The following is a 26,246-nucleotide window of genomic DNA, read 5'->3' on the forward strand; positions in this document are numbered from 1 at the left end:
AGCCGAGTTTGAGGCACTATACGAACAGAGTCAGGCAGCCATTCCAGTGGCAGCCTGACTCAAACACAATAGCCTCCGCGATACCCGGGGCGGTTCAGTTCTGCCTCATTCAGAGGGGCGTTAGCGGCCTTGGCCTGTTCGGCGCTCAGTACAAGGATGTGTGCCCGCACCGTTTCTTCGATGAAGCGCGACAGATCGCCCTTATGCCCACCGCCTTGGCTGGCTAGAAACATGCGAAGCGATTGGTCAGTGTCGGTGGAGACAGCGACGTTCCAGCGAGTGGTTTTCATGATTTTCTCGTCGAAAGGTGTTTATGTGCCTATACACTCACCATACGCCACTCTGCAACAGTTCGAATAAACCTTAGTTTTGTCTAACTTTGACGCGACATGACTCATATCAATTTAAGAGAACAGCACCAATTGATGAGCTCTGACCCACCTTGTGCATGGGATTTCTGACAAGCAAGCATTCAGAAACGCTATGCATCATCTTTGTCTATGCTCAAAACTCCCCTTCAAGAAAGTGAGGCATGGAGCATGGCGCCGGAGACACTGTTCATTACCGAGCGTGGTCTGTTGACGAACAGAAAGGACCCCACGACATGACCCAGACCGAGAAAACCCCTGAGCAACTTCAAGCGCGCATTGCCGAGTTGAAAGCCCAGTATCAGCAGCTGCAGGACAATTACGACGATGAAGTTCTCTTGTGCTCAAGCCTGCTGCGCGCCTTGGTCAACGCTGACGCTGGCTTCTGTGAGACGCTGGTCAAGCATGCCGATTGCTCGGCTGAGCGTAAGGCCGACGCGCTGGATTACCTCGTCGATGCACGCGCGGGGTATGGCTGAGTGGACTGATCATAACGGCGTTTTCGTTCAATCGCCCCCCACAAACAGGCCCACTGCGGTGGGCTTTTTTGCGTCGGCTGGACGCCACAACCCTATAGACTGGTCCCTCAGTCATAGGGCGAGTGGTTAATCCACAGGTCGTCCCTTCCCCGATAGGAAACGCTGTAATGCAGAAAACCTGGAGTACAAGGTTCTGCAGGGCGCTGTTATCGAGGCTGTGTTGCAGCCCCGCGCCCAAAGTCAGTTGCCGGGGCAGATCTGCGTAGACATTCAGCAGGACGTTTACGCGGCTGTCGGTCGTCGGGTTCTGATTCCGTGGGGCTCGACGGTTTGCGGCAGCTACAACGCCAGTCTTCGCCCTGGTCAAGAACGGTTGTTCACCATCTGGAATTGGTTACGTACGCCGAACCTGCCTGGACGCCCAGCAATGGAGATCGCGATCAATAGCGCGGGCTCTGACCAGTTGGGCACCGCTGGTCAAGGTGGCGTAGTCGATAACCATTGGGGGCAAATCTTCGGTGTTGCTGCAGCGGTTTCGATCATCGGCGCCGGTGCCTCGAATACCGGAGTGTCGTCCGGCGATCAGGAAAACTCGGCGTCACGCTATCGCACGGAAGTACGGGAAGCCGCGTCTGAGTCGGCCCAAACGATCCTGGGTCGCTACGCCAGTATCCAACCAACTTTGACCGTGCCCCATGGCTCGCGTGTGGTGATCTACCTGCAGCGCGATTTGGATTTCACCTCGCAATTCGAGGCCGAGATCGAGCACGCCAAGAGTGGCGGCGTCACCTTCATCCAGTGAGGAAGCGGTATGTCTGAGATTGCATCGTTCCGCGCCAAACTGAAAAACCTGGTCACGCTGCTGGACGATCCAGAAGTGACCGAAATTGCGATCAACGGCCCTGGCAACGTCTGGGCCGGTTATCACGGCAGTCGGTTCATGAAGCCGGTGCAGATCGAGGGGGTAACAACTGGATTAATTACCTCGCTCGGTGAGGTGATTGCCGCTCATACCGGGCAACAGGTTGACTCGTATACGCCGATTCTGTCGGGCCGTATTCCGATCAATCTCGCCGAGGGTGTGCCAGACAACCAGCGCGGCGATTACCGCGTGCAGGTTGTCTTGGCGCCTGCGGTCGAACAGCACATTGGCGGCATCGTCTGTATCCGTAAGCCCGGTATCAAGCAAATCACCCTGGACGAATACCAGGACACCGGGGCTTTCGAGCATATCAACGAGCCTCGGTTGCACAGCGATTATTCCGACGATCACCTGATAGCGCTGTATCGCGCTAAGCGCTGGAAAGAGTTCTTCATCGGGATCATGAAAGCCCGCAAGAACATCATGATTTCAGCCGGGACCAACGCGGGTAAAACCACCTGGCTCAACGGGATGCTGGAGCACATTGATCCGCATGAACGTCTCGTCACCATTGAAGACACCCGCGAGATCCGCACACCCAACAAGAACGTGGTTCACCTGATCTATTCACGTGGCGGTCAAGGTCGCGCCAAGGTCACACCGTTTGACCTGCTTGAGTCGATTCTTCGACTGACCCCCGACCGGGCAATCATGGGCGAGATCCGCGGCGGCGAAGCCTTCCCGTTTTTGGAGCTGTTGAACACCGGTCACAGCGGTTCACTTTCCTCGATTCACTCGGACTCGCCGGAAATGATGTTCGACCGCCTGGCGTCTATGGCTGCGCGTGGCGGCGCCGAAATGAACAAGTCGCAACTGATCGAATACTCGAGGCAACTGATCGATGTCGTCATTCAGTGGGAGTACGGCTTTGATGGCCGTCGCTACATCTCGGAGGTTAAATATGCAAAAGCTGCCTAAGTTCGCGGTAACGCTGTTGGCACTGGCCTGCACTCTCGGCCAGGCCTGGGCCGATGAACAAGCCCCGGTGCCGTTCTCTGAGCTGGCCGTTAAGTGCGCGCCTACCGTGCATCCGCAGACCCTAAAGTCATTGATCGGCAATGAATCGACCTACAACCCTTACGCTATTGGGGTTGTCGATGGCCGATTGGAGCGTCAGCCCAAGTCGTTGCGTGAAGCGGTGGCCACCGCCGAACGGTTGGAGCGCGAAGGCTTCCGTTTCTCGGTCGGTATTGGCCAGCTCCTGGTGACGAACATGCGGGCTCTCGGCCTGAGCTACGCCCAAGCGTTTGAGCCGTGCCGCAACCTGCAGGCGATTAGCGAGCTGATGGTCAAGAACTACACCAAAGCCCTGACCGCGAATCCGAACCCACAAGAAGCCCTGCGCGACTCGCTCTCGATGTACTACAGCGGGAACCCTGTACGTGGTTATCGCCCGGACAAAGAGGGTGATCTGTCCTACGTGCAGAAAGTTGTGGTCGGTGCCCTGAATCCTTCGAGTGCTGATCCGATTGTGCCTGCTGTGGAGGCCACTGCAGGCGATGAGGCGATACCCGTAGCGGTTGCATCACCAGGGGCACGAAAAACGCCTGTGCGCGCTCGTACAGCTTCGTCAAAACATAGTGACCCATGGGTGATTGTGACCGACGAAAACGGCCAGGCACCGCAACCCGCTCAACAGGCTGCGATGCAACCGGCGAGCCCTGAGCAGTCAAGGATTCAAGTTGCGCTGGACACTGGCGATGCCGCGCCGGTTGAACAGTTCCAACGCTTCGCTGATCCCAAACCAGCCGCTGCGCTGGCATCCGGCCAAGGGCAAGCGCAAGTCGAGCCATCTTTCGTACAGATCATCAATTGAATTTCTCGCACGCGAGAAAAGGGGGATTTATGCAAAAACTTCCATCCGTTTTTTTGCTGGGAGCGTTATTGCTGTCAGGTCCAGCCGTTGCTGATGAACCGGTCCAGCCGCCCTATGGCCATGACAGTAACCCCGACGCTTGCGGTGCTGTTCTTTGTCTACTTGGCATGACCCGCGATGGTGACTGCGACAAGTACATCCAGAAATATTTCAGTATCAAGCGTTACAAGCACGGACATTTCAGTCCTTCGCGCACGAAAGCCGCACGGGGGGAGACTGATGAGTCCTGCAAGGACGATGAGGGTTTGACTAAAAAGGCCAACGATATTTGGGGGCCTGTAGAACATGGTTTCTAGAGTTTTCAAGCCACTGGCGTTGACGATGGCACTGGTCGCGGGGGGCAGCCTGCAAGTGCTGGCCCTGGCTGCTGACAACGAGGGCGACGCAAGCCGTCGCATCGAGGTCGGTTTCTAGCCCGAGGGCTCTGCACAGAAACTAGTCTTGCGCACCATTTACGCGGCCACCAGCTCTATCCGCGTTGCTGCGTACGTCTTCACCAGTCCAGACGTTACCCGAGCGCTGGTTGCCGCCAAGCAACGCGGTGTTGACGTGGCGGTGGTCGCCGATCACCGCAGCAACCTCGAAGAAGCGCGCTCAACTGCTGGGCGCCATGCCCTGACGCTTATAGCCAAGACGGGTACCCAAATATTGGATCTGATTTTTCGCGCCCAGCATCAGACACGCGGCCGACTTCGCCTACAGCGCTTACTATTGGCGCAGTTGCACCGTGATCGCACTGGTGGGCCGCGTGCAGCACAACAGGATGTCACCGTTTTGCGGAGCGTCCAGCGGGTCGTCGAAGTACTCGACCGTACCTTCGCGCAAGCTCACCTGGCAGGTATTGCACAAGCCCGCCCGGCAATTGAACGCCGGAGTCAGGCCCGCCTGTTCGGCCAATTCGAGCAATGAATGGCAGTTTTCATCCCAGGCTACGCGGGTGCCGGACGGCATGAAGCAGACACTTACGGCACCGTCCTTTGCCACAGGTTCGCTCAGCGTCGGCTCAGGTGGCGGCGCTGGACTGACGTCGTCTTCCTCAAGCACCGTCGCCGGGCCAAAAAACTCGTAATGAATTCGTTCGCGGGCCACCCCAAGGCTGCGCAACAGCCGCCAGTTGGCCTGCATGAAAAGTCTGGGGCCGCACAGGTAGATATCATAGTCGTCCAACGGCAGCAGGCTTTGCAGGGTTTGGCGACTGATCAGGCCCTGGCTGTGAAAGCGGTCACGATCCGCCTCGCTCGGATTGCGATAACAGAAGTGCACTTCAATGCCCGGGCGCCGGTCGGCCAGGGCCAGCACTTCATCGCGAAACCCATGCACCGCGCCGTTTTCGCAGGCGTGCAGAAAGTGCACCGGGCGCATCGACTGGCCGCTCAGGCGATGCAGCATGCTCAGCATGGGCGTCAAACCGACGCCGCCGCTGAACAGCACCACCGGCCTTGGACTTTGCTCGTCCAGCACAAAGGTGCCTGATGGGCCTGCGATGTCGAGTACGTCGCCAACCCGCACGCCGTCGTGCAGGTGGTTGGAACCTTGTCCGGCCGGCAGGTCTTGGCGATCGAACGGGGCGGGTTCACGCTTGACCGAAATTCGTACCTGGAGCGGGTTGTCCGTGAGGGCACTGACGCTGTAGTTACGCAGCACTCGAGTGCCGTCGCCCAACACCAGCCGCACCGTGAGGAACTGCCCCGGACGAAAGTCCATGGGTGCAGGACCGTCCTGCGGCGCGAGGACGAAGGAGGTAATGACCGCGCTTTCCGGCGTTTTCTCGATCACCCGCCAAGCCTTGAAACCTTGGGGTTGGCTGCTCATCTCAAACCCCCGCTGTTTGCGGTCTGGCCTGTACCAGCGGGATCAAGTCCGCAGGTTGTTCCTGGGCAATCAATTTGGCCAGGTTACGCCGGAAACGCAGGGGTCCCGAGTCGGAGGCCAGGTCGATATTGGGGCTGCACTTGTTGGCCATGCCTTGATGGACGGCGGCGAGCACCACGCGGTCTTCGGCGAAAGCGTGACGTACGTCCTCATCGAACTGGCGCGAGACTTCCTCGTTGCCCTGGTCGAAGTTGCGCACCTGGAACCAGTAGTAGCGGGTGGTGGATTCATCGATGGGGGTCATGAAGTTGTAGGAGTTCATCAAGAACACCTGTTCGTGCACCGGCCCGGCATCCGATCCGGTGCCGGCCGGGGTGAAGATGGCCTTGATGATGGCCTGGGCCGGGTAGTGCACTTCGTAATGCTGCTTGCGGTCACAGTTGCCGCTGAACTTGACGAACTTGGCGTAGAACGGCGCCACTTCGATGTCGCGCATCCACCGCGACACGATCACGCCGACGTCTGTCACCGTAGTTTGCAGCGGCTCCTGGGCGCATGCGGCGCTGCCAAAGGAGGACTGGTGAACCCAGGCCACGTGGGAGGGGTCGAGCAGGTTGTCGGTCATGTACAGGTAGTTGCAGGGGATGACCATGCTGTCGCCACGATTCAGGCCCCAGGCCGGATCGCCCCATTCGGGCACGTGGCAAATCTTGCTGGCGTCGGCCAGCTCGGCATCGCCCATCCAGATCCAGATCAGGCCGTAGCGCACGGCCAGCGGATAACTGCGCACCTTGGCGCCTTGGGGAACGTGCTTACTGCCGGGGGCGCGCACGCAACTGCCCGAGCAGTCGAAGGTTAGGCCGTGGTAACCGCATTCGATGTCGTCACCTTGGCGCCGCCCTAAGGACAACGGCAGTTTGCGATGCGGGCAGGCATCTTCTAGGGCGACCGGGGTGCCATCGCCTTTGCGGTAAAGCACTACCGCCTCATTCAGCAGCTTGACCGCAAACAGTTGCTCACCGAGTTCGGTTTCACTGGCGGCGACATACCAGGCGTTGCGCATAAACATGGTGTCTCTCCTTATTATTCTTCGGATCGTGGCTAACGACGTATCCAGAATACGAGAGGCCAGTTGAGTAAGAATAGATGGATAAAACTGATATTTGGTTTAGGTTCTCTTAAGTGTTTATCGCGTCCCCACGAACATCTCCTGTGGGAGCTAGCTTGCTCGCTCCCACACTGGGTGCTGTGCGTTTTACAGACCGCCGCGCGTGCCTATCGCGGACAACGCCCGTTCCCAGATCTGCCGCGTTCGCACCCACACCAACTCTTGCCAGTCGCTGTCCGCGGGGAAGAATTGTTCAAGCAGTTGCAACTTGATCTGCCGTGCTTCGGGGCCGGTTGGGTCGCCGTGTAGGTGCAGCCACTGATCGTCGCGCAGCACCGCATGGATTTGTTGACCAGGGTAGGTGCCGCACTCGATCACGAACGGCATCAGTTGCACATGAGGCAAGGCGTTGATGATGGCCTGGGAGGTGTAACCGGTGGCAGTGGCAGCAACGCCGGTGTCACTCTGGCTGTTGGCGCTGGTCATCAGGGTGAACAGCCAGGGCCCGAACAACACCTGGGCCTGGGGCAGTGCCGGGTACGAGGCCTGGGCAATGGTCATCAACATCGGATGGCCATAATCGCCCGCGCCGGTGTGCAGGTCGAAGCACATCGCGACCTCGGCGTGTGCCAGGTGTTCGCCGAGGATCCGGTGCAGGGTCTGGTTCGACCAACTTGAGCTGTTACCGCCGTAGAACAGGCCATCGGGATGGCGATACTGACCGGCCTCGACAATCGACATCACCGCCGACCAGCCCTCGCGGCTGATCCGTTCATTGAGCTGGGCATCGGCGCGCTCACGTTCGGGGCCACGCAGTTGGGTACAGGTGTAGATCGGGTGCAGAGTTTCATAAGCCGCGTTGTCGGGTGGTGTCTTAGTGAAGTCCAGGTAGTTGCGGTTGAGGTCGATGTTGTCCTCGTTGACCCGACGCATCCAGGCCGTGCCCCACGGGTTGATCAAGTGGATCATCAGTACCGCGACGTCGTCGGGCAGGCTGCGCTCGCTGAAGGTTTGCAGCCATTGGCGCTGGCAATCCGAGCCGTAATAACCTTCCACGCCGTGGGTGCCGCTCAAGGCCACCAACACCCGTTTGGCCTGGGGGTTGCCGAGCAGGGCCACATCTGTGCCCAGGGCCTCGGCGAACGGGCCGCGCAATGGGTGCGGGTAATGGCTAAGACGGGCGCCGACGGCCTCGGCGGCGGCGAGGAATTGTTCACGCTGCTGGGTAAAGCTGCGGTGTGATGGAAAACCGTTACTCATGGTTGTCTCCTGTCGAAATGGGGTTACTTCAGGCGGCCGGAGAGGAACTGGGTCAAGCGCTCGCTTTGCGGACTGACCAGCACTTCACCCGGCGGACCTTGCTCTTCAACCCGGCCTTGGTGCAGGAACATCACATGGTTGGAGACGTTGCGCGCAAACCCCATCTCGTGGGTGACCACGACCATGGTGCGACCTTCCTCGGCCAGGGCCTGCATCACTTTCAGCACCTCGCCCACCAGTTCCGGATCCAGCGCGGAAGTGGGTTCGTCGAACAACATCACTTCCGGTTCCATGGCCAAGGCACGGGCAATGGCGACCCTTTGCTGCTGGCCGCCGGACAGGTGGGACGGGTATTTTTTCTCAACGCTCGGGTCCAGACCGACTTTATGCAGGTACTGCCGCGCGCGTGCCTCTGCGTCCTTGCGCTTGACGCCCAGCACATGCACCGGTGCTTCGATGATGTTCTCCAGCACGGTCATGTGCTGCCACAGGTTGAAGTGCTGGAACACCATCGCCAGTTTGGTGCGCACTTTTTGCAGCTGACGCGGGTCGGCCACCCGCAGCGCGCCGTTGAGATCCTGTTTGGTGCGGATTTGCTCGTTGTTTACCGTGATGGTTCCGGCGCACGGCTGTTCCAGGAAGTTGATGCAACGCAGGAAGGTGCTTTTGCCCGAGCCGCTGGAGCCAATGATGCTGATTACGTCGCCAGCTTTGGCCTTGAGCGATACGCCCTTGAGTACTTCGTGGTCGCCGTATTTCTTGTGCAGCTCATCTACGCTTAGCTTATACATGTTCGATGTCTCCAAAAGGACGGTCACTCAATGCGCCTGCGGTTGCAAGAAGGCCAGCCAGCGCACTTCGCAGCGACGAAACAGCCAGACCAGGGTAAACACCATCAGCGCGTACAGCACCGCCGCCAGGCCGAAGGCTTCGAACGAGGAGTAGGTCGCAGAGTTGACGTCGCGAGCGACCTTCAATAGATCGGGCACGGTGGCGGTGAAGGCGAGAGTGGTGGAGTGCAGCATCAGGATCACTTCGTTGCTGTAGTACGGCAGCGAACGGCGCAATGCCGAGGGCAGGATGATTCGCCGGTACAGGGTGAAGGTGGACATGCCATAGGCGCGGCCTGCTTCGATCTCGCCATAGGGCGTGGCGCGGATGGCGCCGGCGAAAATCTCCGTGGTGTAGGCGCACGTGTTGAGGGCAAAGGCCAGCAGGGTGCAGTTCATGCCCTCGCGAAAAAACGCATCGAGGGTCGGTTGGTCGCGCACCACTTGCAAGCTGTAGATCCCGGTGTAGAGGATTAGCAGTTGGATATACAACGGCGTGCCGCGAAACACGTAGGTGTAGAACCATACGGGCATGCGCAGCAGCGGATTGGACGAGACTCGTGCCACGGCCAGCGGCACGGCCAGGGTGCCGCCGATGGCGATGGAAGCGACTAGCAGCCAGAGGGTCATGGCCACGCCTGAGAGTTGGTAGCCGTCAAACCAAAGGTAGGCTTTCCAGTACTCCTGGACGATATCGATCATAGCTGCGCACCTCTGACGCCCACCGAGTAGCGGCGTTCAAGCCACATCAGCACGCCGTTGGAAACGGTGGTCAGGGCCAGGTAGATCAGGCCGCCGACCACGCTGAAGAAAAACAGGTCCATGGAGTTCTTGCCCGCGTCCTGGGTGACTTTGACGATATCGATCAAACCAATGATCGACACCAGCGCCGTGGCCTTGATCAACACCTGCCAGTTGTTGCCGATTCCCGGTAGGGCGAAGCGCATCATTTGTGGAAACAGCACCCGCACAAACACCTGCCGACGATTCATGCCGTAGGCCACGGCAGCTTCCAACTGGCCGGCTGGCACGGACTGAAAAGCGCCGCGGAAGGTCTCGGTGAAATAGGCACCGTAGATGAAACCCAGGGTCAGCACCCCGGCCGCGAAGGGGTTGATGTCAATCTGTTCGGTGTCCAGCCATTCAGTCAGGTTGTTCAGCCAGATCTGCAGGCTGAAGAACAGCAACAACATGATCACCAGGTCCGGCACGCTGCGAATCAGCGTGGTGTAGCCGGCGGCCAGGTGACGCAGCAGCGGTTGTTTCGATAGTTTGGCTGATGCGCCGATCAGGCCCAGCGTGACCGCCAGTACCATGGACATCAGTGCCAGCTGGATGGTCGCCAACGTACCTTCGAGAATGAGCGAACCATAGCCCTGTAAAAGCATGTTCTGTCTCTCCGTTGGCAAGGGCGGCCCGGGGGCCGGCCCTTGCGCGAAATGGATGGGCAAGGCGCCGGATCACCAAGCCGCGAGCGTTCCGGCACCGGTCAAGCGCAGGGCTTTTAGTTGTAGATGTCGAAGGTGAAGTACTTCTTCTGGATGGTGTCGTAGGTGCCGTTCTTGTGCATTTCGGCCAGTGCCCGGTTGATGGCTTCCATCAGCTGCGGCTCGTTCTTGCGCAGGCCGATGGCAATGCCTTCGCCCAGCAGTTCCTGGTTGTACACAGCGTCGCCGGCGAAGGCGAAACCGGTGTTCTTAGGCGTTTGCAAAAAACCCAGTTCGGCCACGGCGGCATCGGTCAGGCTGGCGTCGATACGGCCGCTGACCAGGTCCGGATACAGCAAGTCCTGATTGGGGTAGGTGACCATGATCACCCCTTTAGGCGCCCAGATTTTTTTGACGTACGTCTCTTGGGTAGTGCCTTGGGCTACGCCGACGCGCTTGCCTTTCAGGGATTCTGGCGTAGGCAGCAGACCGCTGTCCTTTTTCGCGATCAAACGGTTGGGGGAGTTATAGAGACGGTCGGAGAAGTCCACGTTTTTTTTGCGCTGGTCGTTGATGGTCATTGCCGACAACACGGCATCGAACTTTTTCGCCCGCAGCGCCGGGATGATGCTGTCGAATGCGTTTTCCACCCACACGCACTTGACCTTCAGCTCGGCGCAAATGGCGTTGCCCAGGTCGATGTCAAAGCCCACCAGTTGACCGTCGGGGTTTTTCGATTCGAACGGAGCGAAGGTCGGATCGACGCCAAAGCGAATGACGCTTAAATCCTTGGCCAGGACGCCGGTGGAAGCCAATGCAAAGACGGTGGCGAGGACAAATTTTTTCATTGTTGTTTTTCCTTTCTCTGACGGATCGAACGCTAACGATGTATTACAGAAAAATCTTTATATGATAGTACCTGTATATACATAAATGCAAAATGCAGGCCAATTCACGGAAAATTCCTGCAAGGTGCTGTTTTTCGCGGTGCTGATAAGCCCGGGGTGGCTGAGTCGCCGGGCCACTATGGTTTTTTGTTACGCATGGTTACATCAGAGGCTGCACCGTATCGGGTCTTGCGCAACAACATGGGGCGTCTCCTGACCGGGACAGGTAAATACCCGCCAAAGCCAGAATACGAGGCTTTTCATATAAAAAAAAATGTCGAAAACTGTGGCTTGCTATAGCTCAGCTAAAGTATAAAACCGTCGATTGCTATGGAGATGATGATGAACAGCTTGCCTTCCCTGCGCGCGCTGCAGGTTTTTGAAGCCGTGGGACGTTTCGGCGGCATTGTCGAGGCCGCCAAGCGTCTGGGTATCTCGGCCGGTGCCGTCAGCCAACAAATGAAACTGCTGGAAGACACCCTGGGCTTGAGCCTGACCTTGAAGGTCGGCAAGCGTATTCGCCTGACCGCCGCCGGCCAGCGTTATCACGATAGCTGCGCAGCGGCATTCGAGAGCCTGCGCATCGCCCAGGTCGAGGTCGAGCGGTCGAAAAACGCCAGCAACCTGCGCATCAGCGCTTTGCCGTCATTGCTGTCGGATTGGTTGGCACCGCACATCTATGCCTGGCAGGACGAGCACCCGGAACTCAATTTGTTTCTCGATGGCAGTCACGCCGAACCTTCGCCAGAGGGCTACGACATCGATTTTCGCTTCACCTACGGCGACTACGTGGCCACTGAAAACGCCATCGAACTGTTTCGCGATTGCGTGGTGCCGGTGTGCAGCCCTTGGTTGTTGCGGCCTGATGTGCTGCTCAACAAACCGGCAGACCTGCTGGCATATCCGCTGCTGTCCATCGACTGGCTACCGAAGTTTGCCTCGCCGCCTTCGTGGCGTGACTGGTTCAAGGCCCAACAGGTGGACTGCGAAAGCATTCGCGATGGCTACCGCGTGTATTCCTTGTCTGCCATGGCAATCCAGGCCGCATTGGCGGGGCAGGGTGTGGTACTGGCGCAATACTCAATGGTGGCTGATGCGTTGTCAGATGGGCGTTTGATCAGGCCGTTTGCCCGGGCCTTGCCCTTGCCGTCGGCGTATTTTTTGGTGGGTGCCAAGGGCGCGTTCGACAAGGCCCACTGCCGCGACTTCCACCGTTGGATTGTGGCGCGCGGGCGTGAGCAAATGGTGATCAATCAGCGGTTGCTGGCGTAGCCGTCACTAGGCTGCGCTTGAGCTCAGGTTTTCGTCGGACAGTTCGCTGTTGGAGCGCCGGCACAGGTAGTACTGGCGGCCGTCATCCACGTGCAGGTCGAACAGCTTTACCAGTTCGCCGCTGGCGACATCGGCGCCACCAACGGCTCGCGCAGCAGCGAGCAACCCAGGCCGGTCAGCGCCAGTTGCCCGTCTTCGAGCAGCAAGCCATTGAGCGCACTGGCGTGCTTGACCTCGGCGACTTGAAACCATTCGGCCCAGGTGCCGCGTTCTTCGTCGTGCAGCAACGGCAGTTGGCTCAAGGCCTGGGGCGAGTCGATGGGGGCGTGGCGCTGAAGGAATTCGCGGCTGCAATAGGGCGAGACAGCACCCGAGATCAGCGGCTCGCTGTGATTGCCCGGCCAGTGGCTGGTTCGCTGGAATAGCTGCGGTGGTTTGCGTAGGTGACGTTGATGTCCAGTTCCGGGTTTTGCGCCAGGAACTCGACCAGCCTCGGAATGAACAGGTTGATGCCAAACAGCGGAATCAAGCTGATGGTCACCTGGCGCATGACGGACTTCTCGCGCACATGCTCAGTGGCGCTGTGCAATACCGCGAAAGCCGAGCGGATGGCACGGTAATAGGGGGCATGCCGAGATAAGGCAAAGTTCACTAATTTGGTATGCAACTACTTGTCTGGATTGATAATTCCCGAGACAACGCGATGGCGTGCGCAGATTGTCCGAGGTGGCCAGCCATTTAGGACGGCTTGAGGTGGGTACGCAAGCCTTTATAGAACAACAGTATGCGAAGCAAATGTCCTAATTTTCCCTTATCTCGGCATGACCCCTCAAATCGCCAAACGCATTCTGCTGTTCCTGCATGAACGTGTGTCGAGCTTGGAGGATCCACGCAGCATTGGCGAAGCCTTAAAAGACTCAAGCTTAGGGGATTTTTGGAAGTATCGCGTGGGGGATTACCGCCTCATCAGCAGCATCGAGGACGGTGCGTTGCGCATCCTGGTCGTCAAGATTGGTAACCGCCGTGAGGTGTACCGGTGAGTAACGTATGGGTACCGATGGATGGATGATTGACTGATGCCAGCTCACATTGGTGACGCCTAATCGCTCCGCCAGCTCAACCATGGGTGCGTAGCTGCCATCCCAGTTTGAAGGACTTTCTCGTACAAAAGCGCCTGAATGAAACAAGGCATAACACACGGCATCGTGCGGAGTAAGACTCTTGGCAGGATGCTCAATAACGGTTCTTTGGCCTTGAAAGTTGTAGCAGATCGTAAAGCCCATGCCCCCACCTTAAGACCCCAAAAAGAGCAATTGGTCTGCGTTCACGGTAGTTCGCTTTATCAGTTTTTCCAATCCCCTCAGTGGCCGCTTATCGGGTCACCTACAAGATTGCGCCCATGCTGGGCGCACCAACAAAAAACCCGCAAGTAGCGGGCTCTCTGTAGGTGGGGCGCTGATCCATCGTAAGCGGCCAGCGAACACACCTTCAGAAATCCGGAATTAAGGGCGATGGTGTCCGCCTATTTTTAAGCGGACGCGATCACCCTTATCGCCAGGATTTCCATGCGCCAACGAAGCTCCTATCCCAAACCCTTCAAGGCCCAGGTCGTGCAGGAATGCCTGAAACCCGGTGCCTCAGTTTCCAGCGTCGCCATCAGCCACGGCATCAATGCCAACGTGATTCGCAAGTGGCTGCCGATTTACCGTGATAAACCCGTCGCGCCACTTCCCGCGTTTGTACCGCTGCAATCGATGCCTAAACGGCACGCTGATGAAGCCGTGGTCATCGCACTGCCGCTGGGCGACAAATCCATCACGGTCAAATGGCCCATCTCCGACCCGGACGGCTGCGCACGTTTTATCCGCAGCCTCTCGCAATGATACGCATCGACGCCATCTGGCTAGCCACCGAGCCCATGGACATGCGCGCCGGCACCGAAACTGCATTGGCCCGCGTGGTCGCTGTGTTCGGTGCGGCGAAGCCGCACTGCGCTTATCTGTTCGCCAACCGCCGGGCCAACCGGATGAAGGTGCTGGTGCACGATGGCGTGGGCATCTGGCTTGCCGCGAGGCGTTTGAACCAAGGCAAGTTTCACTGGCCTGGCACTCATCGTGGCTTGGAAGTCGGGCTCGACGCTGAACAACTTCAAGCGCTGGTGCTCGGTTTGCCATGGCAGCGAGTTGGCGCTAACGGCGCAATCACAGTGATTTAGCCTTGCTTTTCAGCTGTGGCAGGTGGATCGCTTTGGTAAAATCCACGGCATGACTTGCCTGCCCAATCTCGACCAAATGACACCTGAACAACTGCGCGCACTCGCTGCGCAGTTGCTGTCGAAGGTCGACACCATGGGCCGAAAAATCCATCGTGACGAGACGATCATCGAGCAGCTCTCTCACGAGATTGCCATCCTCAAGCGCCACAAGTTCGCCAAGCGCAGCGAGCAGACCAGCCCAGCGCAAGGCAGCTTGCTGGATGACTTGCTCAACACCGACCTTGAGGCTATCGAGGCAGAACTGAACGCGCTTCGTCCCGCCCCAACGTCGGACGAAACCCGCCAAAAGCCCAAGCGCGCGCCGCTGCCGCCGCAGTTCCCACGTACCGTCATTCGTCACGAGCCAGAGAACACCCAGTGTGTCTGCGGGTGCCAGCTTCAGCGCATCGGCGAAGACGTCAGCGAGAAGCTGGATTACACACCTGGCGTGTTTACCGTTGAGCAGCATGTACGTGGAAAGTGGGCCTGCCGCCAGTGCGAAACACTGATCCAAGCACCGGTGCCGGCCCAAGTGATCGACAAGGGCATCCCGACCGCAGGCCTACTGGCGCATGTGATGGTAGCCAAATTCGCTGATCATCTGCCGCTGTACCGGCAAGAAAAGATCTTTGGCCGTGCAGGCCTGGCGATCCCGCGTTCAACGCTGGCTCAGTGGGTGGGCCAAACTGGCGTACAGCTACAACCGCTGGTGGATGCACTGCGCGAAGCGGTGCTGGCTCAGCGAGTCGTGCATGCCGATGAAACGCCGGTGCAGATGCTGGCGCCCGGAGAGAAGAAAACGCATCGAGCTTATGTCTGGGCTTATTGCACGACGCCGTACTCGGCCCTCAAGGCGGTGGTCTACGACTTCAGCCCCAGCCGCGCCGGCGAACATGCGCGCAACTTCCTGGGCACCTGGAACGGCAAGCTGGTCTGTGATGACTTCGCGGGTTACAAGGCCAGCTTCGACCTGGGCATCACCGAAATCGGCTGCATGGCGCATGCCCGCCGTAAGTTCTTCGACCTGCATGTAGCGAACAAAAGCCAGTTGGCTGAACAAGCGCTGCACTCAATCGGCGGGCTGTACGAAGTCGAACGGCAGGCCAAAGACATGAGCGATGAAGAACGATGGCGATTACGCCAAGAAATAGCGGCGCCCATTGCACAGAAGTTACATGAGTGGATGCTGGCTCAGCGCGACCTCGTGCCCGAGGGCTCGGCCACGGCCAAGGCTCTGGATTACAGCTTGAAACGCTGGGTAGCGCTGACGCGCTACCTGGATGATGGTGCCGTACCCATCGACAACAACCCGGTGGAGAACACGATCAGGCCATGGGCGCTTGGGCGCTCCAATTGGTTGTTCGCCGGGTCTCTGCGCAGTGGCAAACGAGCGGCAGCGATCATGAGTTTGATCCAGTCGGCACGCATGAACGGGCATGATCCGTACGCGTATCTCAAGGATGTACTGACGCGATTGCCGACGCAGAAAGCTAGTGAGATCGAGCATCTACTGCCGCATCAGTGGATGCCTGGCTGATCTACGCAAGGCGTATTCCCCGTACGCTTACGATCCATCAGACTGGTCCATCAGTCATAGTGCGAGTGGTTAATCCACAGGTCGTCCCTTCCCCGATAGGAAACGCTGTAATGCCATTAACCATCACTAATCCTTACCGTCTGCGTTTGGAGTGCCTCCGTAACGTGTCGCCAGGCTGCGCGGACTTGGCCGGACGCATTGTTGTGGCGTTACGTACTGAAGTCATGACCCTATCCACCGCGACTCTAATCGAGGATTTATTCGATCACCTGGACGCAATTGCCGCGCAGCACAGCGGTAGTGTCACGCGTCTGGGTATATGGATGATGGGCTTGATCCACGCCAAAGCGTTGCTAAGCACGGAGGTAGAGACGTTCCTCTCTGACGCCGCCACTTTGGGCGGCCCATCCAGTGTGGGGTATGCGTCCGGCCAAGTCATCTACCCAACCTCGCAAAGCCGGGACATGGTGTGCACTTAAATTTAGGTGGGCACCAGTTCTAGCCTTTTAAGCGGGTATTTCATGCAGCCAACACGCCGTTCGTATTCCAAATCCTTCAAAGCCCAGGTCATTCAAGAGTGTGCCCAACCCGGCGCATCGATTGCCAGCATCGCCCTCAGCCATAGCCTTAACGCAAACCTCGTTCACAAATGGATTCGGGTGCAAGTGCAGAAAAGCACGGCGCTTCAACCAGCATTCATCCCATTGCCTATGCAAACAACGGCGCCCGTATTTTCATCGAATATCAGCGTTGAGATTCAGCACCCACGCGTCACCGTCAAAGTGAACTGGCCAACCGATAGCGCTGCTGCCTGCGCCGCTTTCCTTCGAGACCTGTTGCGATGATCCGCATCGACGCCATCTGGCTCGCCACCGAGCCCATGGATATGCGCGCCGGCACCGAAACGGCGCTGGCGAGGGTGGTCGCGGTGTTCGGTGCGGCGAAGCCGCACTGCGCTTATCTGTTTGCCAATCGCCGCGCGACTCGGATGAAAGTGCTGGTACACGATGGGATTGGCGTTTGGCTGGCTGCACGTCGCTTGAACCAAGGCAAGTTTCACTGGCCAGGCATTCGACAAGGCAGCGAAATGCAGTTGGATACCGAACAACTTCAGGCCTTGGTGCTCGGTCTACCTTGGCAACGTGTTGGCGCTGGGGGTGCAATTACGCTGCTTTAAAACTGTAATTAGCGTCTTGGATGGCTGTCGCCAGTGGTCTGCTTTGGTAAAATCCACGGCATGACTTCCTCGCCCAATCTCGATCAAATGACTCCCGACCAACTGCGTGCATTCGCTGCGCAGCTGCTGTCGCAAGTCGAGACCATGGGCAGAACGGTCGAAACCATGGGCAAGAAGATCAACTGCGATCAAACGGTGATCGAGAAGCTGACCCACGAGATCGCACAACTCAAGCGTTTGAAGTTTGCCAAGCGCAGTGAGCAGATGAATCCTGAGCAGGCCAGCCTGCTGGATGACCTGATCGATACCGATATTGCGGCGATTGAGGCCGAGCTTCAGGCGTTGCAAATAGCACCAGCGGCGACCGAGAAAAAGCAAAAGCCCAAGCGCACGGCATTGCCGGCAGAATTCCCGCGCACGTTGATCCATCACGAACCGGACAACACTCACTGCCCATGCGGCTGCGCACTGAAGCGCATCGGTGAAGATGTCAGCGAAAAGCTGGACTACACGCCGGGCGTGTTCACCGTTGAGCGCCATGTTCGTGGTAAGTGGGTTTGCGATGACTGCGAAACGCTGATCCAAGCGCCGGTACCTGCGCAAGTTATCGACAAGGGCATCCCGACTGCCGGATTACTTGCGCACGTCATGATCGCGAAGTTCGCTGATCATCTTCCGCTTTACCGTCAGGAATCAATTTTCGGTCGAGCTGGCTTGGCGATTCCACGTTCGAAGTTGGCCCAATGGGTTGGCATGACGGGCGTGCAGTTGCAGCCCTTGGTCGATGCCTTGCGTGACGTAGTGATCGGGCAACAGGTCGTGCACGCGGATGAAACACCCGTACAAATGCTCGCTCCGGGCTCGAAGAAAACCCACCGCTCTTATGTTTGGGCGTACGCCACCAGCCAGTTCTGCGAAACAGCCGCTGTCGTTTATGACTTCAGCCCCAGCCGCGCCGGTGAGCATGCTCGTAACTTCCTGCAAGACTGGAGAGGTAAGCTGGTCTGCGACGATTTTGGCGGTTACAAGGCCAGCTTCGAACTCGGCGTGACCGAGATCGGCTGCATGGCCCACGCCCGGCGCAAGTTCTTCGAGTTGCACGCAACGAACAAGAGCCAGATCGCCGAGCAGGCGCTGCGCTACGTCCAGTTGTTGTACGAAATCGAGAGCGAAGTGCGTGACCTGGAGCCGGATTTACGATGCCGGTTACGGCAAGAAAAAGCCGCACCGGTGATGAATAGGCTGCATGCCTGGATGATTGCCCAGCGTGAACTTGTGCCCGAAGGTTCGGCCATCAGCAGAGCACTCGATTACAGCCTCAAACGCTGGGCAGCGCTGTCGCGCTACCTCAATGACGGGGCCGTACCCATTGATAATAATTGGGCGGAGAACCAGATCCGACCATGGGCCCTTGGACGCAAGAACTGGCTCTTCGCCGGATCGCTACGCAGCGGAAAAAGGGCGGCGGCGATCATGAGCTTGATCCAGTCTGCGCGGCTGAATGGTCATGATCCGTACGCCTATCTAAAGGATGTTCTCACGCGCCTGCCGACGCAGCGGGCGAGTGAAATCGAGCAGCTGCTTCCACATAAGTGGCAGCCGGTTTAATCACGCAAGACGTGATGCCCGGACGCATACAGTGTGGGGCCGGCATGAGGGAAGGCATTCACGAAGACGCGCTACGGGCCATGCTCGAGGGCGGCGCGGTGCGCGAGGTGCTGGTCAGCCGGCACGGCGAAAAATGGGGTTTGGGGATTCGTCTGGGCGGCGCCGGATCACGCTGGCTGCCGATCCGCTCGCGGCGCGAAGCACTGCGCACCTGGGCCAGTTTGACCGCCGTGGGACGCTTTGCCGAAGCCCAGGGCGTGAAGGGGTTTATGGTAAATCAGAGCAGCATCAGAGCAGCAAGGGCGCGGCTCTGATGCTCCGCTTCCGACCAACAAAGGTCGGTGGCGATAGTGAGAAGCGTACTAAAAGTGGACCGTACTAGGAGCGATTCAGTTTGCGTCGATTCTCAGTGCGCGTATATAGCTATTCTGATTTTCAAGGTTGCGAACATAGCGCTCAATATGTAATTTGCTCCCAGGTTTTAGCCAATTGAGTGCGCCTTTCACGACAAACCCCAGCATGAAGTCTGCTCCTGTGAGTCGATCTTCGACTAAGAATCTCCTATCCTTTAGATAGTCGTCTAAATATGAAAAAACTTTATCAAATTCCGCTCCGGCGTAATCTTCGAGAAACTTGAGATCAGTTCCAGATTTAATTTCAAATTCGTTAAATACCTTCAACAAAAATGGCAGCATTGCTGAGCTTTCTGAAAAGTGAATCCATGTTAGGTAATCGATGTACTCAGCTGAATCTTCATCAGGCGCTAAGTGAGGCGCAAATCGCTTTATCAGAATTTCCATCATCGCACCCGACTCAGCAATAACCTTGCCATCTAACTCAATAACCGGCGATTTGCCGAGTGGGTGCATGGCCTTGAGTGAAGCGGGTGCTAAATGGGTTTTTTCATCGCGCTGGTATTTGATCAACTCATAAGGCTGGCCTATTTCCTCCAGTAGCCAGAGGATACGAATCGAGCGTGAAGCATTTAGGTGGTGAAGTTTTATCATCATTTTAACTCCGACGGGGTGTGCGCTGGCCCATTAGGCGCAGTGCTGATGGTGTGGTCATTAGACGGTGGCTCGCATGCTACTCGGTTACTAGTCAACCGGTCTACTACTGCTTAATTAGGCTCAGCGCTGCATATTTTGCCTACGGATTGGACTCCCTATGGTGCGATTTACGTTAAGGCTTGATTGGCTGCTGTAAGCGCCGGAGGGTGGCAGGCGCGTCTAGATTTAGCTGAATCGAGCTTTTCGATGCCGCATGAGGTGGGTGACGGATTGGCAGTGTTGCTATAGTAGAGCATTGACATTCAAAGTAGACGACTGGTCTAATTTTTTGGTAATCTTCCGCAATGAAGAAGACTTACGATGATACGCGCCAACATTTACTCGACACCGGCCATCGCATGATGGTGGTTAAGGGCTTTACGGGTGTGGGACTTAACGAGATTTTGCAGGCGGCCAGCGTGCCGAAAGGCTCGTTCTACCATTACTTCAAGTCCAAGGAGCAATACGGCCAGTCCTTGCTGGAGGATTACTTCCGCACTTATTTGGCGAACATGGACGAGCGTTTCGCGGTAAGGGGCAATACTGCCCGCGAGCGGCTCATGGGCTATTGGCAGAAGTGGCTTGATAGCTATTGCGAGCCCTGCGATGAGCAGAAGTGTCTGGTCGTGAAGCTGAGCGCCGAGGTGGCGGACCTGTCCGAGTCAATGCGCATTACGCTGCGTGATGGATCAGATCAAATAATTGAACGTATCGCTGGCTGTATCGAGCAGGGGCAGCGCGACGGCTCGTTGCCGCAAGGTGATGCTTACCGAACAGCGACAGCCCTTTACCAGCTTTGGCTCGGAGCCAGCCTGCTGAGCAAACTCCACCGTAATAGTCGGTCGCTGGAAAACGCCAAAGCTACGACCTTGGCCATGCTGGCGTTTAATCAAGCCTGATGATGAGATTTCCCACCCGTAGGTGGGTGTTCTCTATCATATTTGTAGCAGACTGGTCTAATTAATTTGTGGCACCCCTAACCATTTCTCCAACACCAGCCCTGGAATTTGAACATGCCCCAGTCAAAGCAAGTGAATCGCCGCGTTGTTCTGGCGTCGCGTCCGCACGGTGCGCCTGTCGAAGCGAATTTTCGCATTGAACAAAGCCCCATTCCTCAACCTGCAGAAGGCCAGGTGCTGTTGCGTACCGTTTATCTGTCGCTCGACCCTTACATGCGCGGCCGCATGAGTGATGCACCGTCCTATGCTCCTCCGGTGGAAATCGGTGGGGTCATGGTGGGTGGTACTGTCTGCCGTGTGCTAGCTTCGAAAAATCCGGCCTACAAAGTCGGTGACTGGGTGCTGTCCTTCAGTGGCTGGCAAGACTATGCCCTGTCCGATGGCAGCGACCTGACTCCTTTGGGTAATTCGCCGACTCATCCGTCTTATGCCTTAGGCATATTAGGTATGCCTGGCTTTACCGCTTACATGGGCTTGCTTGACATTGGCCGTCCCCAGACTGGTGAAACGCTAGTGGTTGCGGCGGCTACCGGTCCGGTGGGAGCGACTGTGGGGCAGATCGGCAAGATCAAAGGCTGTCATGTGGTCGGAGTAGCAGGCGGGGCGGACAAATGCCGGCATGCCGTCGAGGTGCTGGGTTTTGATACCTGCATAGATCACCGTGCGCCGGACTTCCCCGAGCAACTGGCCAAGGCCTGCCCTGCGGGTATCGATGTCTATTTCGAAAACGTCGGTGGCAAGGTTTTCGCTGCGGTTCTACCGCTGTTAAACGCCAAAGCCCGTGTGCCGGTCTGCGGCATTATTGCGCATTACAACGATACCGATTTACCCATGGGGCCAGATCGTTTGCCATCTTTGATGGGTGCCATTCTGCGCAAACGCATCAATGTCCAAGGCTTTATTATTTTTGATGATTATGCGCACCGTTACGACGAGTTCTTTAACGAAATGTCGAGCTGGTTGGCGCAGGGGCGGATCAAGTATCGCGAGGAATTGGTGAGTGGTTTGGAAGAGGCGCCCAATGCCTTTATTGGGCTACTAGAAGGTAGAAATTTTGGCAAATTAGTAGTTCGCGTCAGTGACCACTGAATGCCTATTGTTGTGCTGACATAATTTTTGCTCTGCCACTTCACGTTCCTGAGTGGTAGGGCTTTTTTATTTATATATTCCAGTCCAATGGACGCAGCACTGGCTGCAGAGAGCTTTATGACTACACGCAGTAAAGATTTAGGTTGGCGAATTTTGGTGGGCTGTCTGGGGCTATACCCAACGCTCTTATTGGTACTGAGTTTATTGGGGCCGCTGACCCATGATCTGAGCTTTCCGCTGATGGTCTTGGTGGAGGTGGTGGTTTTGGTGCCTTTCACTCAGATCATCTCCTTTCCGCTGGCAGGGTGGCTGGTTTCTCGTTTAAGGCGAATTAATCAGTGAGTACGTGGACTGTTTCAGTCAGCGTCACGTGCCATTAACACATTAAAAAGCGATGACTACAGTTGTCGGCATTAACCCAATTAGGCAGAGGAAATACCATGCAAACGTTAATCATCAACGGACAGTCGCAGCAGGTTGACGTTGCAGCGGATATGCCTCTGCTGTGGGTCTTGCGCGATGTGCTCGGCCTGACAGGGACAAAATACGGCTGTGGCATTGCTCAGTGTGGGGTGTGCACCGTGCATCTCGACGGCCAGCCGATCCGTTCGTGTGTGACTCCTATTTCGGCTGTGGCAGGTCGCTCAATCACCACCATTGAGGCCATCGGTGAGACGGCCGTGGGCAAAGCCGTGCAGCAGGCCTGGCTAGCGCATGAGGTGGTGCAATGCGGTTACTGCCAGTCAGGACAGATCATGGCAGCAACTGCTCTTCTGAATAGCCAGCCGACGCCCGATGACCAGGCGATTGATGCGGCCATGGCTGGTAATCTTTGTCGCTGCGCCACTTACACCCGCATTCGCACGGCCATTCACTGTGTTGGCCGTGTAGAGGAGGCGTGAGATGAAAAAGCCTAACGAAATGAATGTTCATATGTCTCGTCGTCGCCTCCTGCAGGGCAGCGGCATCGCCCTCGGCGGCTTGGTGTTGAGTACCTGGCTACCGCCCTTAGTGTCCAAGAGTGCAGCCGCCGAGGCGGCTGCCGCAGGCCGGCTGGGTGATCGCTCCGCTGAGGGTTACGGAGCCTTTGTTCGGGTTGGCCACGATGGCGTGGTCACGGTGATCTCGCCAAAAATTGAAATGGGCCAAGGCGCACAGACCGGTATTGCCATGATGGTGGCGGAGGAGCTTGAAGTAGACCTCGATCAGGTCGTTATTCAAGAGGCGCCACCAAACTCGGCGCTGTATACCGACACCTTGCTGCAGTTTCAGGCCACCGGTGGCTCGACTTCTACCCGCTACACCTGGGAGCCGCTGCGTCGGGCGGGCGCCACGGCGCGTATCCTGTTGATCCAGGCTGCAGCGCTGCAATGGCATGTAGCGCCGAGCCTGTGCCATGCGCAGAACGGCCAAGTGTTTGGCCCTGGTGGCTTTCAGGCTAAATACGGCGAACTGGTCGAGGCCGCGGCTACGCTGCCACTACCCACTGACGTACCCTTGAAAACCCCCGAGCAATTCAAGCTGTTGGGCACCCCCGCGCAGCGCCTGGACACGCCCGCGAAGGTCAATGGTAAGGCGCGCTTTACCATCGACCTACAAATCCCCGGCATGCTGGTTGCCTCCACCATCACCTGTCCTGTGTATGGCGGGCGATTGCGTACGGTTGATGATGCTGCGGCACGGCGAGTGCCAGGGGTTCGCGACATCGTGCGATTGGACAATGCCGTGGCTGTTACCGGGAGTCACTTCTGGGCCTGTCAGCAAGCCATCAAAGCGCTGAAAATCGAGTGGGACTTTGGGCCGAATGCCTCTATTGGTTCTACGCATCTGGACCAAGAACTACTCGCGGCCAGTAGCCGTGATGGCGTGGTCGCTAAACGCACCGGCGACATTGAACAAGCCAAGCTACAAGCGGCCAGCCAGTTCGAAGCTGTTTACGAGCAAGCGCTGTTGTCGCATTCGCCGCTTGAGCCCATGAGCTGCGTGGCCCATGTGCGCAAAGATGGCTGCGAGCTGTGGGTCGGCACCCAAGTGCCAGTTTTCGCTCAACAGACAGCAGCCAAAGTCACCGGGTTGCCAGTTGAAAAAATCCAGGTGCATAACCAACTGATCGGAGGGGCATTTGGCCGGCGTTTGGAGTTTGACTTCATCACTCAAGCGGTGGCCATCGCGCGGCAGGTTGATTACCCGATCAAGCTGATCTGGAGCCGTGAGGAGGACATGACCCACGACCTCTATCGGCCGCTGTATGCCGATCGTATGAAAGCCGCCCTCGACGACAAGGGGCGTCCGCTAGGATGGGAACATCGCATTGCCGGCGCCTCAATTCTCGCCCGCTATGCCGGCAGCTTGCCACCCAACGGCGTGGATGCCGATGCCGTTGAAGTTGCGGTGGACCCTATCTATAGCTTGCCGCATTTGCAGGTTCGTTATATCCGCCAGGAGCCTAGCGTCGTGCCTGTGTCGTGGTGGCGAGGCGTGGGCCCGCTTCGCGGCACCTATGCCCATGAGTGCTTCATTGATGAACTGGCGCACAACGCAAAAGCCGACCCAGTGGCCTACCGCTTGGAGCTGATGGCTGAACAACCACGCGCCCAGGCAGTGCTGCGTTTGTTGGCTGAGAAGACTGACTGGAATAAGCCTTTGCCACCCGGACAGGGTCGAGGTGTGGCGGTCAGTGCGGTGTTCGGTAGCTATGTGGCCACTTTGGTTGAACTGGAGATGCAGGGCGACTTTGGCGTGCGCATCAAGCGCCTGGTCAGCGTGGTCGATTGCGGTTTTGCAACTAACCCGACGTCGGTTAAGGCACAGATCGAGGGCGGCACCTTGTTCGGCCTTTCCGCTTCGCTGTTCAACGAAATCCTGATCGAAAACGGTCAGGTGCAACAGACCAACTTCCACAACTACCGACAGCTACGTATCAACGAAGCGCCTGCGGTGGAGGTGCATTTGCTTGCGAGTCTGGAAACGCCGGGTGGCGTTGGCGAGGCCGGTACTGCGTTGATCGGCCCAGCCTTGGTCAACGCCCTTTACGCAGCATCGGGCCAGCGTATACGTCGTTTGCCGCTTAGCCGTTTCGGCTATTACCCGGTTTAAGGAGCTACTGATGAAATTAATAAGAAGCCTACTGATGTTCGCCAGCGGGGCTTTACTGGCGCAAGCGGCCAATGCACAAGAGGATTCCCTCGCTAAAGGCGAATACTTGACGCGCGCCGCCAACTGCGTGGCTTGCCATACCGTGTCAGGTGGTAAACCGTTCGCAGGTGGCGTCGAGTTTAAGCTACCGTTCGGCTCGCTGTTTTCGCCCAACATCACCCCGGACACGCAAACAGGCATCGGCGCATGGACGAATGAAGAGTTTGTAAGCGCGTTGCAGACCGGCGTGGGCCGTGATGGAAAACACTACTACCCGGCGTTTCCCTATACTTCCTACAGCAAAATGTCTCGAGATGACATCCTCGCCATCAAGACCTATCTCGACAGCCTAGAACCTGTCGAGCAGGCACCGCGCGAAAACCAAATTGGCTTCCCGTTCAACCAGCGTTGGGGCATGGTTCTTTGGAATTCCCTCTTCCTTAACGATGAACCATTCCAAGCGGACAGCCAGTACTCTGCCGAGCGCAATCGCGGCCAGTATCTAGTAGAAGGGCCCGGGCACTGCGGTGAATGTCATTCGCCGCGTAACTTGTTCCAGGCGGTCAGTAACGATCGTTCGCTGGCCGGCAACCTTATCCAGGGTTGGAATGCTTACAACATCAGCGCTGACCCGGTGCATGGCATCGGTGCCTGGCCCACGGACGTACTGGCCAACTACTTGAAAGACGGGGCAGCGCCAGGCTTGGGTTTGTCCGCTGGGCCTATGACCGAAGTAGTCGAGCACAGTTTGCGCTATCTGACCGACGCCGACCGTCACGCGATCGCCGTGTTCCTCAAAGACTCACCCGCGCGCAGCGAAGGTGTGGCTCGTCCGCAGCAGGCAGCGCTTGCGGAGCAGGGCAGTGGCAATCCACTCGGCAATAAGTTGTTCGCTGGAGCTTGCGCCAGTTGCCACCTCTGGAACGGCACTGGCAGTCAGAGCCAAACGGCTATGCTGCTAGGTTTGAAGACAGTCAACGACCCTACCGCAAGCAACTTGCTCGGCGTCCTGTTGAGCGGGCATGGCTCGGCCGACGCCCAAGTAAACCGGCGCATGCCGTCGTTCGGGCGCATTTACACCGACCAAGAATTGGCTGCGCTGAGCAGCTTCATCCTGCAGCGCTTTGGGGATAGTGGTGCGCAGGTATCGGCACCGGCTGTGGCCAAGCGACGGACTGAGTCCCTGCATTGAGTGGA

General features: G+C 57.5%; 31 protein-coding genes and 2 pseudogenes. 23 read left to right on the plus strand and 10 right to left on the minus strand.

Annotated elements, in window-relative coordinates; all coding sequences use genetic code 11:
• Positions 1 to 59: 59 nt before the first annotated feature.
• Positions 60 to 290: a ribbon-helix-helix domain-containing protein gene (locus ACZRMO_RS28000; RefSeq protein WP_463975016.1), complete on the minus strand. Its 231-nt coding sequence runs from the start codon at positions 288 to 290 to the stop codon at positions 60 to 62.
• Positions 291 to 604: 314 nt separating this feature from the next.
• Here ACZRMO_RS28000 and ACZRMO_RS28005 point away from each other — a divergent pair, with 314 nt between their 5' ends.
• The 7 genes and pseudogenes from ACZRMO_RS28005 to ACZRMO_RS28035 all read left to right on the plus strand — a co-directional run.
• On the plus strand, positions 605 to 847 hold the full coding sequence (locus tag ACZRMO_RS28005) for a hypothetical protein (RefSeq protein WP_102605452.1): 243 nt from the start codon (positions 605 to 607) through the stop codon (positions 845 to 847).
• Positions 848 to 1,040: 193 nt separating this feature from the next.
• Complete coding sequence (locus ACZRMO_RS28010) at positions 1,041 to 1,649, plus strand: TraB/TrbI/VirB10 family type IV secretion system protein (protein ID WP_463975019.1); 609 nt, start codon at positions 1,041 to 1,043, stop codon at positions 1,647 to 1,649.
• Positions 1,650 to 1,658: 9 nt separating this feature from the next.
• Positions 1,659 to 2,687 carry a P-type DNA transfer ATPase VirB11 gene (gene virB11 / locus ACZRMO_RS28015; RefSeq protein ID WP_200656943.1) on the plus strand — a complete coding sequence of 343 codons (1,029 nt, stop codon included), beginning with the start codon at positions 1,659 to 1,661 and terminating at the stop codon, positions 2,685 to 2,687.
• On the plus strand, positions 2,671 to 3,585 hold the full coding sequence (locus ACZRMO_RS28020; protein ID WP_048377555.1) for a lytic transglycosylase domain-containing protein: 915 nt from the start codon (positions 2,671 to 2,673) through the stop codon (positions 3,583 to 3,585). The genes virB11 and ACZRMO_RS28020 overlap by 17 nt, the downstream gene beginning before the upstream one ends.
• A 29-nt stretch (positions 3,586 to 3,614) precedes the next feature.
• Positions 3,615 to 3,941, plus strand: coding sequence for a TrbM/KikA/MpfK family conjugal transfer protein (locus ACZRMO_RS28025; protein WP_019410167.1), 327 nt, complete (start codon positions 3,615 to 3,617; stop codon positions 3,939 to 3,941).
• Positions 3,931 to 4,059 carry a hypothetical protein gene (locus tag ACZRMO_RS28030; RefSeq protein ID WP_254925078.1) on the plus strand — a complete coding sequence of 43 codons (129 nt, stop codon included), beginning with the start codon at positions 3,931 to 3,933 and terminating at the stop codon, positions 4,057 to 4,059. Before ACZRMO_RS28025 ends, ACZRMO_RS28030 begins: the two co-directional genes overlap by 11 nt.
• A gap of 27 nt (positions 4,060 to 4,086) precedes the next feature.
• A pseudogene (locus tag ACZRMO_RS28035) lies at positions 4,087 to 4,281 on the plus strand (phospholipase D-like domain-containing protein); the annotation flags it as partial.
• 72 nt (positions 4,282 to 4,353) lie between these two features.
• Here the strand turns inward: ACZRMO_RS28035 and ACZRMO_RS28040 are convergent.
• The 7 genes from ACZRMO_RS28040 to ACZRMO_RS28070 form a co-directional block, all read right to left on the minus strand.
• Positions 4,354 to 5,457 carry an FAD-binding oxidoreductase gene (locus ACZRMO_RS28040; protein ID WP_009682427.1) on the minus strand — a complete coding sequence of 368 codons (1,104 nt, stop codon included), beginning with the start codon at positions 5,455 to 5,457 and terminating at the stop codon, positions 4,354 to 4,356.
• 1 nt (position 5,458) lies between these two features.
• Entirely contained in the window at positions 5,459 to 6,526 is a 1,068-nt protein-coding gene (locus ACZRMO_RS28045; RefSeq protein ID WP_095030922.1) for an aromatic ring-hydroxylating dioxygenase subunit alpha, read from the minus strand.
• Between the two features lie 186 nt (positions 6,527 to 6,712).
• Positions 6,713 to 7,825, minus strand: coding sequence for a DUF2817 domain-containing protein (locus tag ACZRMO_RS28050; protein WP_019410170.1), 1,113 nt, complete (start codon positions 7,823 to 7,825; stop codon positions 6,713 to 6,715).
• A 23-nt stretch (positions 7,826 to 7,848) separates the two neighbouring features.
• Positions 7,849 to 8,616, minus strand: a complete 768-nt coding sequence (locus ACZRMO_RS28055; RefSeq protein WP_009682424.1) for an ABC transporter ATP-binding protein — start codon at positions 8,614 to 8,616, stop codon at positions 7,849 to 7,851.
• A gap of 27 nt (positions 8,617 to 8,643) precedes the next feature.
• Entirely contained in the window at positions 8,644 to 9,357 is a 714-nt protein-coding gene (locus ACZRMO_RS28060) for an ABC transporter permease (RefSeq protein WP_009682423.1), read from the minus strand.
• Complete coding sequence (locus ACZRMO_RS28065) at positions 9,354 to 10,043, minus strand: ABC transporter permease (RefSeq protein WP_009682422.1); 690 nt, start codon at positions 10,041 to 10,043, stop codon at positions 9,354 to 9,356. Before ACZRMO_RS28065 ends, ACZRMO_RS28060 begins: the two co-directional genes overlap by 4 nt.
• A gap of 116 nt (positions 10,044 to 10,159) precedes the next feature.
• Positions 10,160 to 10,930, minus strand: a complete 771-nt coding sequence (locus ACZRMO_RS28070) for an ABC transporter substrate-binding protein (RefSeq protein ID WP_009682421.1) — start codon at positions 10,928 to 10,930, stop codon at positions 10,160 to 10,162.
• 381 nt (positions 10,931 to 11,311) lie between these two features.
• Between ACZRMO_RS28070 and ACZRMO_RS28075 the strand changes: the two genes are divergently transcribed.
• The gene (locus tag ACZRMO_RS28075; RefSeq protein ID WP_009682420.1) at positions 11,312 to 12,241 is read left to right on the plus strand and encodes a LysR substrate-binding domain-containing protein; all 930 of its coding nucleotides are present in this window, start codon (positions 11,312 to 11,314) and stop codon (positions 12,239 to 12,241) included.
• Between the two features lie 6 nt (positions 12,242 to 12,247).
• Here the strand turns inward: ACZRMO_RS28075 and ACZRMO_RS28080 are convergent.
• A pseudogene (locus ACZRMO_RS28080) lies at positions 12,248 to 12,863 on the minus strand (LysR substrate-binding domain-containing protein); the annotation flags it as partial.
• A 199-nt stretch (positions 12,864 to 13,062) separates the two neighbouring features.
• Here ACZRMO_RS28080 and ACZRMO_RS28085 point away from each other — a divergent pair.
• The 9 genes from ACZRMO_RS28085 to ACZRMO_RS28125 all read left to right on the plus strand — a co-directional run bounded on the left by ACZRMO_RS28085 (position 13,063) and on the right by ACZRMO_RS28125 (position 19,131).
• On the plus strand, positions 13,063 to 13,281 hold the full coding sequence (locus tag ACZRMO_RS28085) for a type II toxin-antitoxin system RelE family toxin (RefSeq protein WP_019410174.1): 219 nt from the start codon (positions 13,063 to 13,065) through the stop codon (positions 13,279 to 13,281).
• A 525-nt stretch (positions 13,282 to 13,806) separates the two neighbouring features.
• On the plus strand, positions 13,807 to 14,124 hold the full coding sequence (gene tnpA, locus ACZRMO_RS28090; RefSeq protein WP_308936181.1) for an IS66-like element accessory protein TnpA: 318 nt from the start codon (positions 13,807 to 13,809) through the stop codon (positions 14,122 to 14,124).
• Entirely contained in the window at positions 14,121 to 14,456 is a 336-nt protein-coding gene (gene tnpB, locus ACZRMO_RS28095; protein WP_169840082.1) for an IS66 family insertion sequence element accessory protein TnpB, read from the plus strand. Before tnpA (ACZRMO_RS28090) ends, tnpB (ACZRMO_RS28095) begins: the two co-directional genes overlap by 4 nt.
• Positions 14,457 to 14,505: 49 nt before the next feature.
• Positions 14,506 to 16,032 carry an IS66 family transposase gene (gene tnpC, locus ACZRMO_RS28100; protein ID WP_463975020.1) on the plus strand — a complete coding sequence of 509 codons (1,527 nt, stop codon included), beginning with the start codon at positions 14,506 to 14,508 and terminating at the stop codon, positions 16,030 to 16,032.
• 110 nt (positions 16,033 to 16,142) lie between these two features.
• Positions 16,143 to 16,511: a hypothetical protein gene (locus tag ACZRMO_RS28105; RefSeq protein WP_463975017.1), complete on the plus strand. Its 369-nt coding sequence runs from the start codon at positions 16,143 to 16,145 to the stop codon at positions 16,509 to 16,511.
• Positions 16,512 to 16,553: 42 nt separating this feature from the next.
• Positions 16,554 to 16,877, plus strand: coding sequence for an IS66-like element accessory protein TnpA (gene tnpA, locus ACZRMO_RS28110; protein ID WP_200656942.1), 324 nt, complete (start codon positions 16,554 to 16,556; stop codon positions 16,875 to 16,877).
• Entirely contained in the window at positions 16,874 to 17,209 is a 336-nt protein-coding gene (tnpB, locus tag ACZRMO_RS28115) for an IS66 family insertion sequence element accessory protein TnpB (protein WP_234451257.1), read from the plus strand. Before tnpA (ACZRMO_RS28110) ends, tnpB (ACZRMO_RS28115) begins: the two co-directional genes overlap by 4 nt.
• A 60-nt stretch (positions 17,210 to 17,269) precedes the next feature.
• A complete protein-coding gene (tnpC, locus tag ACZRMO_RS28120; RefSeq protein WP_308936178.1) occupies positions 17,270 to 18,817 on the plus strand; it encodes an IS66 family transposase in 1,548 nt (515 codons plus the stop codon).
• A 44-nt stretch (positions 18,818 to 18,861) separates the two neighbouring features.
• Positions 18,862 to 19,131 carry a hypothetical protein gene (locus ACZRMO_RS28125; protein ID WP_095030925.1) on the plus strand — a complete coding sequence of 90 codons (270 nt, stop codon included), beginning with the start codon at positions 18,862 to 18,864 and terminating at the stop codon, positions 19,129 to 19,131.
• 75 nt (positions 19,132 to 19,206) lie between these two features.
• On the opposite strand, the gene ACZRMO_RS28130 is transcribed toward ACZRMO_RS28125, so the two are convergent.
• Positions 19,207 to 19,827 (minus strand): glutathione S-transferase family protein, encoded by a 621-nt coding sequence (locus ACZRMO_RS28130; RefSeq protein ID WP_173883064.1) that lies wholly within the window; start codon positions 19,825 to 19,827, stop codon positions 19,207 to 19,209.
• Between the two features lie 344 nt (positions 19,828 to 20,171).
• On the opposite strand from ACZRMO_RS28130, the gene ACZRMO_RS28135 reads away from it, so the two are divergent.
• The 6 genes from ACZRMO_RS28135 (at position 20,172) to ACZRMO_RS28160 (ending at position 26,241) form a co-directional block, all read left to right on the plus strand.
• Positions 20,172 to 20,765 (plus strand): TetR/AcrR family transcriptional regulator, encoded by a 594-nt coding sequence (locus ACZRMO_RS28135; protein WP_198791812.1) that lies wholly within the window; start codon positions 20,172 to 20,174, stop codon positions 20,763 to 20,765.
• A 114-nt stretch (positions 20,766 to 20,879) separates the two neighbouring features.
• A complete protein-coding gene (locus tag ACZRMO_RS28140) occupies positions 20,880 to 21,914 on the plus strand; it encodes an NADP-dependent oxidoreductase (RefSeq protein WP_095030927.1) in 1,035 nt (344 codons plus the stop codon).
• A 117-nt stretch (positions 21,915 to 22,031) separates the two neighbouring features.
• Complete coding sequence (locus ACZRMO_RS28145; protein WP_095030952.1) at positions 22,032 to 22,256, plus strand: hypothetical protein; 225 nt, start codon at positions 22,032 to 22,034, stop codon at positions 22,254 to 22,256.
• 98 nt (positions 22,257 to 22,354) lie between these two features.
• Entirely contained in the window at positions 22,355 to 22,816 is a 462-nt protein-coding gene (locus ACZRMO_RS28150; protein ID WP_200656939.1) for a (2Fe-2S)-binding protein, read from the plus strand.
• A 1-nt stretch (position 22,817) separates the two neighbouring features.
• Complete coding sequence (locus tag ACZRMO_RS28155) at positions 22,818 to 25,010, plus strand: xanthine dehydrogenase family protein molybdopterin-binding subunit (protein ID WP_308936177.1); 2,193 nt, start codon at positions 22,818 to 22,820, stop codon at positions 25,008 to 25,010.
• Positions 25,011 to 25,020: 10 nt separating this feature from the next.
• Complete coding sequence (locus ACZRMO_RS28160) at positions 25,021 to 26,241, plus strand: cytochrome c (protein ID WP_095030930.1); 1,221 nt, start codon at positions 25,021 to 25,023, stop codon at positions 26,239 to 26,241.
• The last annotated feature ends 5 nt before the right edge of the window (positions 26,242 to 26,246 follow it).

The sequence above is a fragment of the Pseudomonas sp. B611 genome (assembly GCF_055407965.1).

Excerpts from the sequence above, each read along its gene's own strand:
- ACZRMO_RS28160 (WP_095030930.1), top strand. The coding sequence starts at position 25,021 with ATGAAATTAATAAGAAGCCTACTGATGTTCGCCAGCGGGGCTTTACTG.
- tnpC (WP_308936178.1), top strand. The coding sequence starts at position 17,270 with ATGACTTCCTCGCCCAATCTCGATCAAATGACTCCCGACCAACTGCGT.
- ACZRMO_RS28070 (WP_009682421.1), bottom strand. The coding sequence starts at position 10,930 with ATGAAAAAATTTGTCCTCGCCACCGTCTTTGCATTGGCTTCCACCGGC.
- virB11 (WP_200656943.1), top strand. The coding sequence starts at position 1,659 with ATGTCTGAGATTGCATCGTTCCGCGCCAAACTGAAAAACCTGGTCACG.
- ACZRMO_RS28105 (WP_463975017.1), top strand. The coding sequence starts at position 16,143 with ATGCCATTAACCATCACTAATCCTTACCGTCTGCGTTTGGAGTGCCTC.
- ACZRMO_RS28135 (WP_198791812.1), top strand. The coding sequence starts at position 20,172 with ATGAAGAAGACTTACGATGATACGCGCCAACATTTACTCGACACCGGC.
- tnpC (WP_463975020.1), top strand. The coding sequence starts at position 14,506 with ATGACTTGCCTGCCCAATCTCGACCAAATGACACCTGAACAACTGCGC.
- ACZRMO_RS28045 (WP_095030922.1), bottom strand. The coding sequence starts at position 6,526 with ATGTTTATGCGCAACGCCTGGTATGTCGCCGCCAGTGAAACCGAACTC.
- ACZRMO_RS28130 (WP_173883064.1), bottom strand. The coding sequence starts at position 19,827 with ATGATGATAAAACTTCACCACCTAAATGCTTCACGCTCGATTCGTATC.
- ACZRMO_RS28140 (WP_095030927.1), top strand. The coding sequence starts at position 20,880 with ATGCCCCAGTCAAAGCAAGTGAATCGCCGCGTTGTTCTGGCGTCGCGT.
- ACZRMO_RS28030 (WP_254925078.1), top strand. The coding sequence starts at position 3,931 with ATGGTTTCTAGAGTTTTCAAGCCACTGGCGTTGACGATGGCACTGGTC.
- ACZRMO_RS28000 (WP_463975016.1), bottom strand. The coding sequence starts at position 290 with ATGAAAACCACTCGCTGGAACGTCGCTGTCTCCACCGACACTGACCAA.
- ACZRMO_RS28050 (WP_019410170.1), bottom strand. The coding sequence starts at position 7,825 with ATGAGTAACGGTTTTCCATCACACCGCAGCTTTACCCAGCAGCGTGAA.
- ACZRMO_RS28075 (WP_009682420.1), top strand. The coding sequence starts at position 11,312 with ATGAACAGCTTGCCTTCCCTGCGCGCGCTGCAGGTTTTTGAAGCCGTG.
- ACZRMO_RS28040 (WP_009682427.1), bottom strand. The coding sequence starts at position 5,457 with ATGAGCAGCCAACCCCAAGGTTTCAAGGCTTGGCGGGTGATCGAGAAA.
- ACZRMO_RS28150 (WP_200656939.1), top strand. The coding sequence starts at position 22,355 with ATGCAAACGTTAATCATCAACGGACAGTCGCAGCAGGTTGACGTTGCA.
- ACZRMO_RS28020 (WP_048377555.1), top strand. The coding sequence starts at position 2,671 with ATGCAAAAGCTGCCTAAGTTCGCGGTAACGCTGTTGGCACTGGCCTGC.
- ACZRMO_RS28055 (WP_009682424.1), bottom strand. The coding sequence starts at position 8,616 with ATGTATAAGCTAAGCGTAGATGAGCTGCACAAGAAATACGGCGACCAC.
- tnpA (WP_200656942.1), top strand. The coding sequence starts at position 16,554 with ATGCAGCCAACACGCCGTTCGTATTCCAAATCCTTCAAAGCCCAGGTC.
- ACZRMO_RS28025 (WP_019410167.1), top strand. The coding sequence starts at position 3,615 with ATGCAAAAACTTCCATCCGTTTTTTTGCTGGGAGCGTTATTGCTGTCA.
- tnpB (WP_234451257.1), top strand. The coding sequence starts at position 16,874 with ATGATCCGCATCGACGCCATCTGGCTCGCCACCGAGCCCATGGATATG.
- ACZRMO_RS28125 (WP_095030925.1), top strand. The coding sequence starts at position 18,862 with ATGAGGGAAGGCATTCACGAAGACGCGCTACGGGCCATGCTCGAGGGC.
- ACZRMO_RS28085 (WP_019410174.1), top strand. The coding sequence starts at position 13,063 with ATGACCCCTCAAATCGCCAAACGCATTCTGCTGTTCCTGCATGAACGT.
- tnpB (WP_169840082.1), top strand. The coding sequence starts at position 14,121 with ATGATACGCATCGACGCCATCTGGCTAGCCACCGAGCCCATGGACATG.
- ACZRMO_RS28005 (WP_102605452.1), top strand. The coding sequence starts at position 605 with ATGACCCAGACCGAGAAAACCCCTGAGCAACTTCAAGCGCGCATTGCC.
- ACZRMO_RS28145 (WP_095030952.1), top strand. The coding sequence starts at position 22,032 with ATGACTACACGCAGTAAAGATTTAGGTTGGCGAATTTTGGTGGGCTGT.
- ACZRMO_RS28065 (WP_009682422.1), bottom strand. The coding sequence starts at position 10,043 with ATGCTTTTACAGGGCTATGGTTCGCTCATTCTCGAAGGTACGTTGGCG.
- tnpA (WP_308936181.1), top strand. The coding sequence starts at position 13,807 with ATGCGCCAACGAAGCTCCTATCCCAAACCCTTCAAGGCCCAGGTCGTG.
- ACZRMO_RS28060 (WP_009682423.1), bottom strand. The coding sequence starts at position 9,357 with ATGATCGATATCGTCCAGGAGTACTGGAAAGCCTACCTTTGGTTTGAC.
- ACZRMO_RS28155 (WP_308936177.1), top strand. The coding sequence starts at position 22,818 with ATGAAAAAGCCTAACGAAATGAATGTTCATATGTCTCGTCGTCGCCTC.